The organism is Roseomonas sp. F4, assembly GCF_053891155.1.
Genome location: NZ_JBSSHK010000005.1, coordinates 561329 through 575071, shown reverse-complemented (window position 1 = coordinate 575071; position 13743 = coordinate 561329). Strand labels below are relative to the sequence as shown.

Sequence of the window (13743 nt, the reverse complement as noted above, 5' to 3'; positions counted from 1 at the left end):
GGAAGCTGACGGATGATGCAGACGACACTCGGGCGCCGCGGCGCCCTGCTCGGAGCGGCCGCCGCCGTCTCCACCTTTGCCATTGGCGGGCGCGCCTTCTCCCAAACCACGCCCGTGGTCTTCGGCGCACTGCCGCCGTTGACGGGCGCCGGCGGCCCCTATGGCCCGGCGATGTTGCGCGCCATGCAGGGCGTGGTGGAAGCCGCGAACAGCGCCGGCGGCATCAAGGGCCGCCAGGTGCGGCTCGCCTTCGAGGATGACCAGACCAACCCCGATGCCGGCGTGCGCGGCGCGCGTAAGCTGATCGACGTGGACCGCGTGCAGGCGCTGATGGGCACCTGGGCCTCCTCCGTCACCACGGCGGTCGCGCCGCTGTGCTGGGAGAACCGGGTGCCGCTGTTCACCGTCTCTGGCGCCGATTCGATCACCCTGCTGCCGCACCAGGGCTATATCTTCCGCACCCAGCCCAATTCGCGCCTGCAGATCGAGACGGCGACCAAGTGGCTGCTTGGCAAGGGTGCGAAGCGCGTCTTCCACATGGCGGCGCAATCGCCCTTCGCGCAATCCAGCCAGGACACGATGACGGAGGTGATGCGCGCGGGCGGCGGCGCCGTTTCCGGCTACGTGGTCTATGAGCGCGACAAGACCGCCTTCCGCTCGGAGGTCGACCAGATCATGCGGTCCCGCTCCGACACCGTGATGCTGAACGGCTATCTGCCGGATGTGACCATCCTGCTGCGCGAGCTGTTCCGCGCCGGCTTCGACGGCCGCCGCTTCACCTTCGCCTATGCCGCGCCGGCCAGCGTCTTCGGCACGCTGCCGAACGAGGTGACCAACGGCCTGACCACCTTCCAGCCGAGCCCGGACCTGAACAGCCCCGCCTTCACCCGCCTGAAGGCCGCCTTCGGCAGCACGGAGGTCGACCCCTACTCGGCGCAGGTGCATGACCACGCCACCATGGCGATCCTGGCCGCGGCGCAAGGCGGCGACGCCACGGGCACCGTCATCCGCGACAATGTCCGCAAGATCTGCCAGGGGGATGGCGAGAAGGTGGACAATGTCACGGATGGGCTGCGGCTGATCGCGGCCGGCCGCGCCGTGAATTTCGAGGGCGCCTCCGGCCCCTGTGAATTCGATGAGCGCGGCGATATCCGCGGCACGAAGTTCCGCTACGAGGTGGCCGAGGGCGGCGCGTACAAGGTGCTCGAACTCGTCTGATATCCGCAGCGCGGGCCCTGTCCCGCGCGCATGAAGGCGTGAATTGATGGAAGATTGGAGGGACCTGGCGCAGGTCCTGCTGAATGGCGTGATGGCGGGCAGCGTGTTGATGCTGCCCGCCATCGGCTTCAACTGCATCTTCGCGGTGCTGCGCTACCCGAACTTCGCCATCGCCGGTTTTGCGACGGCCGGCGCCTTCGCGGGCTGGGTGGCGAATGCGATCTATGGCTGGCCGGTGGGGTTGGCGCTGCCGCTGGCCTTCCTGGTGGCGGGGCTGGTCTCCCTGACGGCGGAGGAACTGGCCTTCCGGCCGCTGCGACCGGCGGGGCCGCTGACGGTCGCCATCGCCTCCGTCGCCATGACCATCCTGCTGGAGAATGTTCTGCGGTTCAGCTTCGGGAATGAGCTGCGGGGCTATGACCTGCCTATCCTGCGCGACTGGCGTTTCGACGGTATCCGCATCAACCCGCAGCAATTGCAGAACACCGGCTATGCCATCGTCGCGGCCGGCGGCCTCTTTCTTCTATTGGGCTTCTCGCGACTGGGGCGCGCGATGCGGGCGGTGGCGGACAATCCCGTGCTGGCCGATATCAAGGGCGTCGATCCCAACCGCATTGCCCGAGTTGCAGTCTTCATCGGCGGCGGGCTGGCGGGTTGCGGCGGCATGCTGGTGGGCATCGATACCTCCATCGATCCGCTCACCGGTTTCCGCGTCGTGCTGTCGGTCTTCGCGGCCGCCGTGGTCGGCGGGCTGGGCTCGATCCCCGGCGCCGCGCTGGGCGCGATGGTGGTCGGCGTCGGCGAGGAGATGGCCGGGCTGGTGCTCTCGCCGGCCTACCGCACCGTCACCGCCTTCCTCGCCATCCTGCTGGTGCTGATGTTCCGGCCGCAGGGGATTCTGGGAGGGCGCAACTGATGGACGCCTATCTGATCGCCATGCTGGTCTTCGCCGGCTTCTATGCGCTGATGGCGCTGGGGCTGAACGTGATCTGGGGACTGACCGGCATGGTCAATCTCGGCCTGGTCGGCTTCTTCGCCCTCGGCGCCTATGCCTCCGCGCTGCTGACGACAAAGTTCTTCTGGCCGATGCCTCTCGGCTGGGCGGCGGGCGCGGTGGTGGCGGCCGCGGCCGGCGCCATCATGGCGCTGATCGTGGCGCGGCTGCGCGGCGACTATCTCGCCATCGTCACGCTGGGTTTTGCGGAAGTCATCCGCCTGACCGCCTCCAACGAGATCTGGCTGACCAATGGCACGGACGGCATTTCGGGCATTCCCGGGCCCTGGCGCGGCGCCGTCTCGCCGCCCGAATTCAACCTGATCTATCTCGGCATCGTCTGGACCGCCGTCGCCGTGGTCTTCGTGCTGCTGGCGCGCCTGTCGCATTCCCCCTTCGGTCGCGTGCTGCGCGCGATCCGGGAGGATGAGGATGTCACCGCCGTCGCCGGCAAGCCGGTGCTCTGGTTCAAGGTCCGCGCCTTCACCATCGGTGCCGCGGTGCTGGGCGGGGCGGGGGCGCTCTATGCGCATTACAACGCCTATATCGCGCCGGATGGCTTCGCCCCGCTGCTGACTATCTACATCGTGCTGGCGCTGACCGCCGGCGGCGTCGGCGCCATGCGGGGCGCCATCATCGGCGCGCTGTTCGTCATCGCGCTGCTGGAGAGCACGCGCTTCCTCTCCGCCATCATCCCCGGCGTCAGCCCGGTGCAGAAGGCGGCTTTGCGTGAGGGCGCCATCGCTTTGAGCCTCATCCTGCTGCTGCGCTTCCGGCCGCAGGGCCTGATTCCTGAGAAAACCCGTACCAAGGCCTTCCCATGACCCGCCCCACGCCCGATTTTTCCTCTGTCGTCAGCGCCATGATCCAGCCCGGCCAGCCTGATGAGCTGTTCGCCGCCCTCGATGCCGCCATGGGCCAGGCGATTGGCCACAAGCTGTTCACCATCCTGGTGATCCATCCGGGCGCGAATGAAAGCCAGCGCTACTATTCCAACATGCCGAAGGAATACCCGGTGGGCGGCCGCAAGCCGATCAACCCGACCCCCTGGTTCGCCAAGGTGCTGAACGAGGGCGTGCCCTATATCGGCTACAACTACGCCGACATCACAGATGTGTTCTACGACCACGAGCTGATCCGCAGCCTGGGCTGCGAGAGCGTGCTGAACGTGCCGGTGCGCTGGGATGGCCGCACCATCGCCACCATCAACCTGCTGCACGAGGCCGGCTGGTACAACGAAGGCGATGTGCCGACCGCCCAGCAATTCGCGGCGCTGGCGGTGCCGGGCGTGCTGAAGGTGATCGGCTAGCAGGGTTAGCCCCGCCGCCTCCGCCCTGCCGTCCACCTTCCAAAGGGGGGGCTGGACGGCGGCGCCGTACCTCCGCAATACTTAGGTATGTAAGGGTCTGAACGACCCGGCGGAGGAAACACCCATGTCGCGCTTCCCGACGCGCATCGAAGACATCCTGGCCGCGCCGACGCGACGCGGCCTGCCACGCCCGGTGCAGCATCCCACGGCCGATCTCGGCGCCTATATGCGCGGCGTCGACAATTTCTGCCGGGTGATGGCGATCCGCCCCGGCGACCACGTGGTGATGCTGACCGACCCGCTGCTGGACCCGCGCGTGATCCAGGCGGTGCAGGGCCTCGCACGCGGGCGCGGCGCGACTTTCGCCAGCTATATGGGGGAGAGCACCCGCTACGTGACGGTGCCGGAGGAGGCGAAGGCCATGCTCTCCCGCGCCACCTTCGTCGTCTCCACCTGGTTCGCCTCCGTGCTCGATCCCTATTGCATTGGGCTGCGCCGCAACCAGGGGCAGCGCTGGGTGAAGATCACCTTCTTCCGCGACCTTGACCTGCTGCACACGCCGCAGGCGCAGTTCCCGCTGGACCTGCTGGGCGAGATCATCCGCGCCACCGGAAGGCTGTTTCCGGAACAGGGCGACTTCACCCTGCGCCTGTCCGACCCACGCGGCACCGACCTGCGCATCCCCTACACGGACGCGATGCTGCAGCATCTGCGGAAGCACAACCGCTGGCGCGGCCACAATATCGCCGATGAGCCAGGCTGCTACGTGCACTACCTGCCGACGCATGGGCCGAACCTGTTCGAATATTCGATGGTCGGCCTCAAGCCCGAGGACAAGGTGGGCGTCACCGGCACCGTCTGGGCGAATTGGGCGGTCGGCTTCGACAAGCCCTTCGAAAGTCCGGTTGGCGTCGAGTTCAAGGACGATCTGGTCCACGCCGTCCATGGCGAGGGTTTCGCCGCGGAAGTGATGCGCGACTACCTGATCGGCGGCACGCTGGAGGAGCTGGGCTGCGGCCACAATCCAAAGGCGCCGCGCTTCGACATCTACCCGGCCGGCCCGAATTCACCGGGCAGCCTGCATGTCGGCATCAACGCGCCGAAACCCTCCGAATACCTCCGCCGCGTGATGCCGAATTGGGAGGAGCCGCATATCCACATGGATCTGGTGCTCTACGACGCCACGGTGACGGCGGGGAACCGCCCGCTGGTGGAGGATGGCTACCTGCTGTCGCTGCGCGATCCGAAGGTGCGCGCCCTCGCCGAGACCTATGGCGACCCGGTGGATCTGCTGGAAGCCTGGCCGGTCTGACGCCGGGTCTCAATCAAGAAGGGGGGATGAGTCATGCTGGGTGATATTCAGCCGCGCGTGACGCGGCGGGGCCTGCTGGCGGCAGGCGCGGTGCTGGCGGCCGGGGGTGCACAGGCCCAGACCTATCCGGACCGGCCGATCCGGCTGGTGGTGCCCTTCCTGGCGGGTGGCGGTGGCGACACGCTGTCGCGCCTCGCCACCGCCCCGGCCCAGGCCCGGCTCGGCCAGAGCTTCGTGGTGGAGAACCGGCCCGGCGCCGGCGGCAATGTGGGCGCGGAGGCCGCGGCCCGCGCGGCCCCGGATGGCTACACGCTGTTCTACGGCACCAACGGCACCCATGCGATCAATGAGGCGCTGTACCCCCGCCTCAGCTTCCGCCCGCATGAGGATTTCGTCCCCATCGCGCCGCTGTCGCGCATCGTGCTGGTGGTGCTGGTCAAGCGCGACCTGCCGGTGGAGACGCTGCCGCAACTCATCGCCTGGCTGAAGGCCAATCCCGGCAAGGCCAGCTATGGCTCCGCTGGCAATGGCACCACCGGGCATATCGCGGCGGAGATGTTCCGCATGGCCGCGGGGGTGGACATCCTGCACGTGCCCTATCGCGGCAATGCGGCGGCGATGACGGACCTCGCCGCGGGGCGCATCGAGCTGGCGATCGAGCTGATCCCGGCCGCCTTCGCCGCCATGCAGAACGACGCGGTGCGCACGCTGGCCGTCACCTCCGCCGCGCCCCTGCCGACGCATCCCAACCTGCCCACCGTCGCCTCCGTCCTGCCGGGCTTCGAGGTCAGCGCCTGGGACGGCATCTTCGCGCCGGCCGGCACGCCCCAGCCGGTGATCGAGCGGCTGAACGCAGCCTTCACCGCCGGCCTGCGGGAGGAGTCCGTGGTGGCCGCGCTGCGCGCCCGGGGAGCGGAGCCGGCACCGGCGATGAACCCCGACGCCTTCGCCGCCTTCATCGCGACGGAACGGCAGCGCTGGGGGGCGGCGGTGCGGGCCTCCGGCGCGCAGCTCGGCTGATCAGCCCTTCGGCAGCTCCTCCGCCCCTCCCGGCGTGATGACGGCCCCGGCCATGGCGGAGGAGGTGGCGGCCATGTCGAAGTTTTCGCGCGATTCCGGCGCCGGCGCGGCGCGCTGCCGCAGGCGCCACAGCACGAAGGCGAGCAGCCCGGCCTGGGTCAGCGCGATGAACAGGAACAGCCCACCGCCCGGGACGGAGCGCATCAGCAGCGCCGCCCCGATCGGCCCGGCGATCGAGCCCAGCCCGTTCACCAGCAGCAGGGAAGATGCTGTGCCAACGTAATCGGCCGGGTCCGCATGGTCATAGGCATGTGCCGCAGCGATGGAATAGCAGGGCAGGGCCAGCCCACCGAAGCAGGCCGCCAGCACCAGCAGCCAGATGCCCTGCGCGCCCAGCAGCCCCAGTGCCAGCCCGACGCAGATCGAGGCCAGCAGCAGCCCCGCCAGCACGAAGCGCCGGTCCATCCGGTCCGACAGCCGCCCGATCGGCATCTGCGTCACCGCACCCGCCAGCACGGCGGCCGTCATGAACAGGGCCGCGCCCTTCGCATCCAGCCCGAAGCCGGTGGCCGCCACCGCGCCCAGCCCCCAGAAGGCGCCATTCGCCAGCCCCACCATCAGGCTGCCGACCAGCCCGACCGGCGACGCCCGCCACAGCCGGCCCGGCCGGAAGCGCACATCGGTGACCGGCGCCGGCTGCGGCGCCCGGCTGAGCGCCACCGGAATTGCGGCGAGGCTGATCAGGATGCCCGCCACCGCAAACAGTTCGAACCCTGCCACCGGATAGGCCAGCAGCAGCATCTGCCCGGCCGCGATGGCGGCATGGTTGATCATCACATAGGTGCCGAGCAGCAGCCCGCGCGTGGTGTTGGTCGCGCGGTCGTTCAGCCAGGATTCCACCACCAGGTAGAACACCGCGAGCCCATAGCCGAAGCCGAAGCGCATAAGCGCCCAGGCCACCTCGCCCACCAGCAGCGGATAGGCGAAGGCAACGGCCGAGACGCCGCAGACCACCGCGGCGAAGGCGCGGATATGCCCGGCGCGCCCCACCAGATGCGGCCCATGCAGGCAACCCGCGACGAAGCCGGCGAAGTAGGCCGAGCCGAGCAGTCCGATGGCGAGTGGCCCGAACCCCTCCACCGCGCCCCGCAGCGGCAGCAGCAGGGTCAGCAGCCCGTGCCCCGTCAGCAGCAGCGCGACGCCGGCGAACAGCGCGCTAGCGGAAAGCAGCACCTTCGACACGCCGCCTCAGCCCCGCGCGCGGGCCAAGGCGCGGTCGAGCACGGCCATGACATCGCCGATGATGTCGTCCCGCGTCCAGCCGAAGACGTCGTAGCCGGCGCCCGAGACCTCCGACCGCCACCAGCGGTGCCGGCTGGCCTCCGTCGGCTGCGACCCGGCCAGCGCGAAGGCGGCCTCCTTCATCGGGCGCAGCTGCACGGCATAGGTGAAGCGCGCGCCACCCGGCAGGTCTGCCGCGAGTGCGGCATTGCCTTCCCCGGCCAGGAGCTCCGCCTGGCCACCACGCTTGCGGATCTCCTCCGCGACCGCCTCCAGCGCCGGGCGGATGGCGGCACCGAGGTGCCGTTCCGCCGTGACCCGGCTCGGCCGGTGCAGCGCAGCCCCCAGCCGCTGCTGCCAGCCATTCGCCGCCGCGGGCGCCCGGGCGGGCACCACGCCGGCCCGGGCGCCTTCCTCCTCCGCCAGGGCGCGGAACAGGCCCCAGGTCGCGACCAGCATGATCGCGGTGAAGGGCAGGGCGCCAATCAGCGACGCCGTCTGCAGGGCCGATAGCCCGCCCGCCAGCAGCAGCACTGCCGCCAGCGCGCCGATCGCCACGCACCAGAAGATGCGCTGCCACACCGGATTCTCCTCCGACCCGCCGGAGGCGATGGTGTCGACCACCAGCGCGGCGCTGTCGGCGGAGGTGACGAAGAAGGTCACGATCAGCAGCGTCGCCACCGAGGCGGAGATGGTGGACAGCGGCAGCGCATCCAGGAAGCGGAACAGCGCGGTGGTCACATCCTCCCCCACCGCCGCGGACAGCCAGCCGCCCTGCGCCATGTCCATCTGGATGGCGGTGTTTCCGAAGATGGTCATCCAGGCGAAGGTGAAGCCGGCGGGGGCTACCAGCACGCCGAGCACGAATTCCTTGATGGTCCGGCCGCGGCTGATGCGCGCGATGAACATGCCGACGAAGGGCGACCAGGCGATCCACCAGGCCCAGTAGAGCAAGGTCCAGCCGCCCAGCCAGCCGCTGGGCTCATAGGCATGCAGCCGGAAGGTGCGGCCGACGATATCGGCCAGGTAGGCGCCGGTGTTCTGCACATAGGCCTGCACCAGGAACAGCGTCGGCCCCGTCGCCAGCACGAAGACCATCAGCCCGAGCGCCAGGCCGAGGTTGAGGATCGACAGCCGCCGGATGCCCGCATCCAGCCCCATCACGACGGAGCCGAGCGCGATGCCGATGATCCCCACGATCAGCGCCACCTGCACCCAGGGCCCGGTCGGCATTCCCGTCAGATGCGCGAGGCCGGCATTGGCCTGCGCCGCGCCATAGCCAAGCGAGGTTGCGACGCCGAGCATGGTGCCAATGACGGCAAAACTGTCCACCGCATGGCCCGGCCAGCCGCGGAAGCGCTCGCCGATCAAGGGATACAGCGCGGAGCGCAGCGTCAGTGGCAGGCCGCGCCGAAAGCCGAAATAGGCCAGCACCAGCCCCACCATGGCGTAGACCGCCCAGGCATGCAGGCCCCAGTGGAAGAAGGTGGAGACCATCGCCTCCCGCGCCGCGCCAAAGCTTTGGGGGGCGCCGGCGGTGCCGGGGGGCGGGGTGGCGTAGTGCATCACCGGCTCGGCCACGCCGAAGAACATCAGGCCGATGCCCATGCCCGCGCTGAACAGCATGGCGAACCAGGAGGCATTGCCGAATTCCGGCGTCTCGTCATCCGCGCCGAGCCGGACTGCGCCGTGCCGCCCGAAGGCCAGCACGATGGCGGCGACCACGAAGATGGCGACCGCCAACATGTAGAACCAGCCAAAGCTCTCGATCACCCAGGCCTGGGCGGCGGTGAAGGCGGTGCTGGCCTGGTCCGGCCAGACGCCGGCAAAGATGACCAAGGCCAGGAGAACGCCGCCGGCCGAGAGAAAGACGGGCCAGCAGATGCCGGGGGAGGGCGCGGGCTCAGCCATGCCGCGCCGGGCTTCGGAAGGTGGTGCTCTGCATGCCTGTGTTCCTACCGTGATCGGGATAGAACCATCCCGGTTCGCGGCAGGAACGCGGCGCAACCAGCAAGGTTGCCTTTCTGTAACCCGTCTGGCGGGATTAAGCGGTTACGCGGCTTCCTTCTCCCGCTCCGCCATCATCCGCTGGTAGGCCGGGCGGGCGTGGCAGGCGGCGATCCAGGCCCGCAGATGCGGCGCCTCGGTGAACAGTTCCGGCGCCGGCAGGGCGTAGCGCATCACCTCCGCCACATTGATATCGGCCACGGTGAAGCGGCCACCGACCAGGAAGCCGGTGGCGGCCAGCGCCTTGTCCAGCACCGCGACCGGCGCGCGCAGGGCGGCCACCGCCGCATCGGCCTTGGCCGCATCGCGCTCCGCCGGCGGCTTGCCGATGCGGTTGTAGAGGATCTCGATGCTGTGCGGCTCGACCTCCGTTGCCGCCCAGAGCGACCACATGCCCATCAACCCGTCTTCCGCCGCATCGGCCGGGCCGAGTGCGCCGGCATACTTGCGCGCGAGATACAGGTTGATGGCCAGACTCTCGTGCAACACGAGGTCGCCATCCACCAGCGAGGGGATATGCCCGTTCGGGTTCACCGCCAGGAATTCGGGGCTGCGCGTGTGCATCGGCGCATCCGCCGCATCCGGGTCGGGCAGGCGGTAGGCCTGGATCACCGGCACCTGCCGGAATTCCAGCCCGGCCTCATGCGCCAGCCAGACATTGCGCGAGGCGCGGGAGCGCAGGCAGCCATAGATCGTCAGCATCGCATTCAATCCTGCCCAAAAGGATCATCGACGGATTTCGCCGGCGGCGTCAGCCAGGCGGCGCCAGTCTCGGTGATAACGATATGGTCTTCCAGCCGGATGCCAAATTCGCCGTAGATGGCGATGGTGGGTTCGATGCTGCCAGTGACGCCCGGCGCCAGGATTTCCTTGCCGCCCTTCACGAAATAGGGCGCCTCATGCACATCCATGCCGATGCCATGCCCCGCGCGATGCGGCAGGCCGGGGGTCTTGTGGCCGGGGCCGAAGCCGGCGGCCACCACAACACCACGCACCGCATCGTCGATCGCCCCGCCGGTGATGCCCGGCTTCGCCACGGCGATGCCGGCCGCCTGGGCCGCATGGTCCAGGTTCCAGATATCGCGCTGGCGCTGCGTCGGCGTGCCGAACACATAGCTGCGGGTGATGTCGGAGACATAGCCATGCAGCGGCGCCCCCACATCTATCAGCACCACATCGCCCTCCCGCAGCGTCTGCGGATAGGGCACCCCATGCGGATAGGCCGTGGCCTCCCCGAACAGCACGATGGAGAAGGACGGGCCACCGTCGAAGCCGGCCTTGCGATGCGCGGCGGCGAGGAATTCGCCGACCTCCGTCGTGGTCACGCCCGGGCGCAGCGCGCGGGCGGCGGCGGCCTGGATCTCCAGCGTCATGCCCATGGCCTGGCGCAGCAGCGCCACCTCATGGTCCGACTTGCGCTGGCGCAGATGGCTGGTGACGGCGCCGCTGGCGATGAAGCGGTGGTTCGGCAGCGCGGCGCGCAGCCCCTCCGCCACGAAGACCCGCGCCATGTCATCCAGCGCCACGGTGCCGCCGGCGATGTTGCCGGCGCGCAGGATGTCGCTGAACAGGGCGTAGGGGTCCTCATCTTCCTCCCAGCCACGCACCTCGCCGGGCAAAGCCAGCATGGTCTTCAGCTTCTCCACCTCGAATTCCGGGCAGAGATAGGTGAGGGGGCCGCGCACCGGCAGCACGGCGCCGACCGGGCGTTCGGACTGGCCATGCTTCAGCCCGGTCAGCCAGGCGAGATTGGTGGTGCCGTCCAGCCAGAGCGCATCGATGCCGAGCTCCGCCATGCGCGCCTGCGCCGCGGCGACGCGCTGCGCATGGGCCTCCGCGCCGATCGGCGGCACGACATCGCGCTGGTTGGTGATACGGGCCAGTTCGGTGGCGAAGTCGGACCCGCCGACGCCGATGGTCATCCCTCGATCTCCTCGCGCAGCAATTCGAGCCGCAGCCAGTCTTCCTCGGCCGCGTCGCGTTCCGCCTGCTTTTTCGCCAGAAGATTGCTGCGGGCGGCGAAGCCGGGCGGGTCGTTGGTGTAGAGCGCCGGGTCGGCCAGCGCCTTTTGCAGAACGCCGATTTCCCGTTCCAACTGGGCGATGCGCAGCGGCAGGGATTCCAGCGCGTGCTTGTCCTTGAAGGACATCTTGGCCTTGGCTGCGACCCGCGGAGCTTCCGACGTACCGCGCTCGGCCGCTTCCGCCGCCGCGGCGCGCGCCTTGGCCTGCACGCCGCGACCGCGCTGAGCCACCATGTCGGAATAGCCGCCGGCATAGTCCTGCCAGTGGCCGTTGCCCTCGCTGACGATCACATTGGTGGCGACGCGGTCGAGGAAGTCACGGTCATGGCTGACGACGATGACGGTGCCCGAATACTCGGCCAGCAATTCCTGCAACAGGTCGAGCGTTTCCAGGTCCAGGTCGTTGGTCGGCTCGTCCAGCACCAACAGGTTGGACGGCGTGGCCAAGGCGCGCGCCAGCATCAGCCGCCCCCGCTCGCCACCCGAGAGCGCCGAAACCGGCGTCCGCGCCTGCTCCGGCAGGAACAAGAAGTCCTTCATATAGCCGATGACGTGCTTCACCTCGCCGCCGATCCGCACCACGTCGCCGGACCCGCCGGTGAGCGCCGATTGCAGGGAGGTCGCGGGGTCCAGACTGTCCCGCGTCTGGTCCATCGTCACCATCTCCAGGCTCGCGCCCAGCCGCACGCGCCCCTCATCCGGCTTCAGCGCGCCGGTCAGCAGGTTCAGCAGCGTGGTCTTGCCCGCGCCATTGGGACCGACGATGCCGACCCGGTCACCGCGCATAATCCGCGTGGAGAAGTCGCGCACCACGGGCGGCGCGTCGCCATAGGCCTTGGTCACGCCTTCCAGCGCCACCACCAGGCTACCGGAGGCATCGCCCTCGCTCGCTGCCATCCGCACCGTGCCCGGCGCCGTCACCCGCTCCCGGTGCCGCTTGCGCAGGTCCTGGAGCCCGGCGAGGCGCTTCACATTGCGCTTGCGCCGCGCGGTGACGCCGTAGCGCAGCCAATGCTCCTCCCGCACGATCTTGCGGGCCAGTTTATGGGCCTGCGTCTCCTCCTCCTCGAGAACCTGGTCCCGCCAGGCTTCGAAATGCGCAAAACCCTGGTCGAGGCGGCGGGTGGTGCCGCGGTCGAGCCAGACCATGGATTTGGACAGGCGTTCCAGGAAGCGACGGTCATGGCTGATCAGTACCAGCGCGCTGCGCAGCGGGCCGAGCGCCTGTTCCAGCCATTCGATCGCCGGCAGGTCGAGGTGATTGGTCGGCTCGTCCAGCAGAAGAATATCGGGCTCCGGAGCCAGCACGCGCGCCAGCGCCGCGCGCCGCGCCTCGCCGCCTGACAGGTTGGCCGGGTGTTCCTCCCCGGTCAGCCCGAGGCCCTCGAGAAGCACCCGCGCCCGGTGCGGATCGTCGCCCGGGCCGAGGCCGGCGGCGACATAGGCGCCGGTGGTGGCGAAGCCGGCCAGGTCCGGCTCCTGCGGCAGGTAGCGGATGGTCGCACCCGGCTGGATGAAGACGGATCCTGCATCGGAATCGATGATGCCGGCGGCGATCTTCAGCAGGGTGGATTTGCCCGAGCCATTGCGCCCGACCAGCGCCAGCCGGTCCCCCGCCGAGACGGCGATTTCCGCCCCGTCCAGCAACTGGGTGGAGCCGAGGCGAAGACGGATGTCGCGGAGATGCAGAAGGGGGGGCAGGGCCATGCCGGGGGATTGCGGGCATGCGCCGCGCCCGTCAAGCGCGCATCGCGGATGGGGGAGGGACGGCCGAAAGAACTCCTCTCCCCCCCGACGGGGGGAGAGGCAGGGTGAGGGGAGGCTCGCGGGACGCTGAACGCCCTCACCATCTTGCGCGTCCCCCCTCACCCAACCCTCTCCCCCATAAGAAGTGGGGGAGAGGGCTTTCGCCTGCTACGCGGTCTTGGGATCGATCCAGCCGATATGGCCGTCGCCGCGGCGATAGACCACGTTTAAGCCGTTGGTCGCCCGGTTGCGGAACATCAGCACCGGGACATGCGCCAGATCCATGCGCATCACCGCCTCCCCCACCGTCAGGCGGTGGATCTCGGCCGGGGTCTCGGCGACCACCGCGGGGTTGTCGCCGGCCTCCTCCAGCGCCGGATCGGGCGTTTCCTCGATGTCCTCCTCCTGCCGCAGCACCACCTGGCGGGCCATTTCCACCTGTTCCGGGGCGCGTTCGGCGGCCAGGCTGCGGGCGTGGTCGTTCATGCGGCGGCGGTAGCGGCGCAGCCGCTTGGCGACATGTTCCGCCGCCACCGTGAAGGCGCGATGCGCATCGGCGCCCTCTCCCTCACCGCGCAGGAACAGGTTCCGCCCGGCCTTGAGGTTGATGTCACATAGGAAGGCGTGGCCCTTGGCGTCCCGGCTGAAGGTGACGTTTGCTTCGACGGCATGGTCGAAATACTTGCGGGATATAACGGTCAGCCCGTCGCGGACATGCGTTTTTAATGCTTCGCCCGTTTCGACCTGCTTGCCAGCCACAGTGATATGCATGTGAGCTTCGCTCCTTCCTCACCTATGGGGAAGGCCGCGCCCGGGGAAAAGCGGCGTGAACC

The 13743-nt window shown here is 69.2% G+C and carries 12 protein-coding genes; 6 read left to right on the top strand and 6 right to left on the bottom strand.

Annotation, left to right across the window (positions count from 1 at the left end; genetic code table 11):
- The first annotated feature begins 12 nt into the window (after positions 1-12).
- From ACVFYP_RS22540 to ACVFYP_RS22515, 6 genes are all read left to right on the top strand, one after another.
- Positions 13-1218 (top strand): ABC transporter substrate-binding protein, encoded by a 1206-nt coding sequence (locus ACVFYP_RS22540; protein ID WP_499202460.1) that lies wholly within the window; start codon positions 13-15, stop codon positions 1216-1218.
- A gap of 46 nt (positions 1219-1264) precedes the next feature.
- Positions 1265-2134, top strand: coding sequence for a branched-chain amino acid ABC transporter permease (locus ACVFYP_RS22535; RefSeq protein WP_499202459.1), 870 nt, complete (start codon positions 1265-1267; stop codon positions 2132-2134).
- A complete protein-coding gene (locus ACVFYP_RS22530; RefSeq protein WP_499202458.1) occupies positions 2134-3036 on the top strand; it encodes a branched-chain amino acid ABC transporter permease in 903 nt (300 codons plus the stop codon). The genes ACVFYP_RS22535 and ACVFYP_RS22530 overlap by 1 nt, the downstream gene beginning before the upstream one ends.
- Entirely contained in the window at positions 3033-3521 is a 489-nt protein-coding gene (locus tag ACVFYP_RS22525; protein ID WP_499202457.1) for a GAF domain-containing protein, read from the top strand. The genes ACVFYP_RS22530 and ACVFYP_RS22525 overlap by 4 nt, the downstream gene beginning before the upstream one ends.
- 124 nt (positions 3522-3645) lie before the next feature.
- Positions 3646-4833 (top strand): hypothetical protein, encoded by a 1188-nt coding sequence (locus ACVFYP_RS22520; RefSeq protein ID WP_499202456.1) that lies wholly within the window; start codon positions 3646-3648, stop codon positions 4831-4833.
- 33 nt (positions 4834-4866) lie between these two features.
- Positions 4867-5853, top strand: a complete 987-nt coding sequence (locus ACVFYP_RS22515; protein ID WP_499202455.1) for a Bug family tripartite tricarboxylate transporter substrate binding protein — start codon at positions 4867-4869, stop codon at positions 5851-5853.
- On the opposite strand, the gene ACVFYP_RS22510 is transcribed toward ACVFYP_RS22515, so the two are convergent.
- The 6 genes from ACVFYP_RS22510 to hpf all read right to left on the bottom strand — a co-directional run bounded on the left by ACVFYP_RS22510 (position 5854) and on the right by hpf (position 13681).
- Positions 5854-7086: an MFS transporter gene (locus tag ACVFYP_RS22510; protein WP_499202454.1), complete on the bottom strand. Its 1233-nt coding sequence runs from the start codon at positions 7084-7086 to the stop codon at positions 5854-5856.
- 15 nt (positions 7087-7101) lie between these two features.
- The gene (locus ACVFYP_RS22505; RefSeq protein WP_499202453.1) at positions 7102-9045 is read right to left on the bottom strand and encodes a BCCT family transporter; all 1944 of its coding nucleotides are present in this window, start codon (positions 9043-9045) and stop codon (positions 7102-7104) included.
- A gap of 141 nt (positions 9046-9186) precedes the next feature.
- Positions 9187-9843: a glutathione S-transferase family protein gene (locus ACVFYP_RS22500; RefSeq protein WP_499202452.1), complete on the bottom strand. Its 657-nt coding sequence runs from the start codon at positions 9841-9843 to the stop codon at positions 9187-9189.
- Between the two features lie 5 nt (positions 9844-9848).
- Positions 9849-11063, bottom strand: coding sequence for a M24 family metallopeptidase (locus tag ACVFYP_RS22495; RefSeq protein ID WP_499202451.1), 1215 nt, complete (start codon positions 11061-11063; stop codon positions 9849-9851).
- Positions 11060-12871 (bottom strand): ABC-F family ATP-binding cassette domain-containing protein, encoded by a 1812-nt coding sequence (locus tag ACVFYP_RS22490; protein ID WP_499202450.1) that lies wholly within the window; start codon positions 12869-12871, stop codon positions 11060-11062. The genes ACVFYP_RS22495 and ACVFYP_RS22490 overlap by 4 nt, the downstream gene beginning before the upstream one ends.
- 207 nt (positions 12872-13078) lie before the next feature.
- A complete protein-coding gene (hpf, locus tag ACVFYP_RS22485) occupies positions 13079-13681 on the bottom strand; it encodes a ribosome hibernation-promoting factor, HPF/YfiA family (protein WP_499202449.1) in 603 nt (200 codons plus the stop codon).
- Positions 13682-13743: the final 62 nt, after the last annotated feature.